A 1,690-nucleotide genomic window follows, 5' to 3' on the forward strand; every position below is an offset into this window, starting at 1 on the left:
CGGCCCGTTCTCGTCAGTTCGACGAAGGTCACCGGGGTGCGTCGTTGGTGCGCCTTGGTGATCGCGACGTAGCCCGCGTCCTCCAGCTTGCGCAGGTGGGTGGACAGGTTGCCCGCGGTCATGCCGAGCAGCTCCTGCAGCCGCGGGAAGGTCATGCGGTCGCCGTCGTCGAGGGCGGCGAGGGTGGCGGTGACCCGCAGCCGGGCCTGGGCGTGGATGACGGGGTCGAGCTCGGTCACCGGACCGCCCGCGCCCGCGTCCACAGCCCGGTGGCGACCAGCGCGCCACCGCCGACGACGGCGAGCGTCAGCGCGTGCCACGGCGCCGGGACGAACGGCAGCGCCGCGCCGAGCACCAGCAGGCCGAGCCCGAGCGCGTAGTCGGGGACGTCCCGCCGGACCGCGGCCCCGACCGCGAACAGGCCGCCGGTGACGAACACGAACAGTGCGGGCATGGCAAACCCGACCGGCGCCCCGAGCCGGCCCAGACCGACCGTCAGCGCGACGACGCCGATCATCGCCACCGGCCAGACCCAGCCGTAGAGGGCGCCGTGGAGCTGGCTCGGCCCGGCGACGCCGCGTCCCATCCGGGCGCCGACCACGCCGCTGCTGATCGACCCTCCGGCGATCGCCAGCCCCGTGAGAACGCCCGCGGTGAGCGCGGTGACCGCCCCGGCCCCGTTCGCGAACCAGGCGAGCCCGATGACCGCCCAGGCCGCGCCCCAGATCAGATAGAAGATCCAGTACGGCGGGACCTGCCGGGCCTGCTCGCGCTCGATGATCGCGAGCGCGTCGGCCGGTGAGCGCGGCGGCTGGTCGTCGACGTCGGTGTCCGTCCGATCCTGCATGCTTCCCCCACTACCAACTGGTTTGCCTTGTCACCAACTTTGTACGGCAAAGTGCATTGCCTTGTCCACGGTCGCGTACGGATCGGCAGGTCGGAGGTGCGCGACCTGCGCTTCGGTGGGTCGACGCGGTCGTTGCGGCGCGCGCCGCTACCCTCGATGGGTGACCGCCACCGAGCCCACCCGGGCCGAGCCCCCGGCCACCGGTCCGGCCGACGCCCCGGCCCCGCGCCTCGGCCTCGTCCGCCAGCTGGGCAGCTTCGTCGCGATCGGCGTGCTCTCCGCGATCGTCGACTTCGGCGTCTACCACCTGCTCCTGAACGCGGGCCTGTGGGTGCCGTTCGCCAAGGGCATCAGCTTCATCCTCGGTACGACGACGGCGTACCTGCTCAACAAGCGCTTCACCTTCACCGGCGCGAACACCGGCGGCCGCGCGAGGTTCGCCGGCTTCGTGGCGCTCTACGGCACCACGCTGGCCGTCAACGTCGCGGTGAACTCGTTGGTCCTCCACGTCCTGCCGCCGATGGAGTGGGACGTGACGTTGGCGTGGGTGATCGCCCAGGGCACCGCCACCGCGATCAACTTCGTCATGCTGCGCTGGGTCATCTTCAAGGACTGAGGTGTTCTCAGTAGCGGGGTGGCAGGTCGTGGCGACACGCCGAGGGTGGTGAGATGAGCGGGAACGGGGCAGGACCCCGGTAGATCGGTTCGGTCCAGCACAGATCGACACCGTCACCGAGGTCCTGCATGTCTGATCCTGTCACCTACACCGCTGTCCTCCCGATCGGGGAGCGCACCGTGGCCTATCTGGCGCGGCTCCTGGTCCTTCAACGCCGTCGACGTGGC

3 protein-coding genes are annotated in these 1,690 nt (G+C 71.2%); 1 reads left to right on the forward strand and 2 read right to left on the reverse strand.

The annotated features are described in order from the left end of the window. Positions 1–239, reverse strand: a 239-nt coding sequence (locus Ae505Ps2_RS07820) for a transcriptional regulator (RefSeq protein WP_139320233.1), incomplete at its 3' end; no start/stop codon positions are given. Further along, positions 236–847, reverse strand: a complete 612-nt coding sequence (locus Ae505Ps2_RS07825; protein ID WP_075309118.1) for a hypothetical protein — start codon at positions 845–847, stop codon at positions 236–238. The genes Ae505Ps2_RS07825 and Ae505Ps2_RS07820, both read right to left, overlap by 4 nt. A 160-nt stretch (positions 848–1,007) precedes the next feature. On the opposite strand from Ae505Ps2_RS07825, the gene Ae505Ps2_RS07830 reads away from it, so the two are divergent. Next, on the forward strand, positions 1,008–1,463 hold the full coding sequence (locus Ae505Ps2_RS07830) for a GtrA family protein (protein WP_075309117.1): 456 nt from the start codon (positions 1,008–1,010) through the stop codon (positions 1,461–1,463). Positions 1,464–1,690 lie beyond the last annotated feature (227 nt).

The sequence above is a fragment of the Pseudonocardia sp. Ae505_Ps2 genome (assembly GCF_001932425.1).
Classification (GTDB): Bacteria; Actinomycetota; Actinomycetes; order Mycobacteriales; family Pseudonocardiaceae; genus Pseudonocardia.

What these genes read in the sequence shown, in the direction of transcription:
- Ae505Ps2_RS07825 (WP_075309118.1), bottom strand. Translation starts at nt 847, where the DNA reads ATGCAGGATCGGACGGACACCGACGTCGACGACCAGCCGCCGCGCTCA.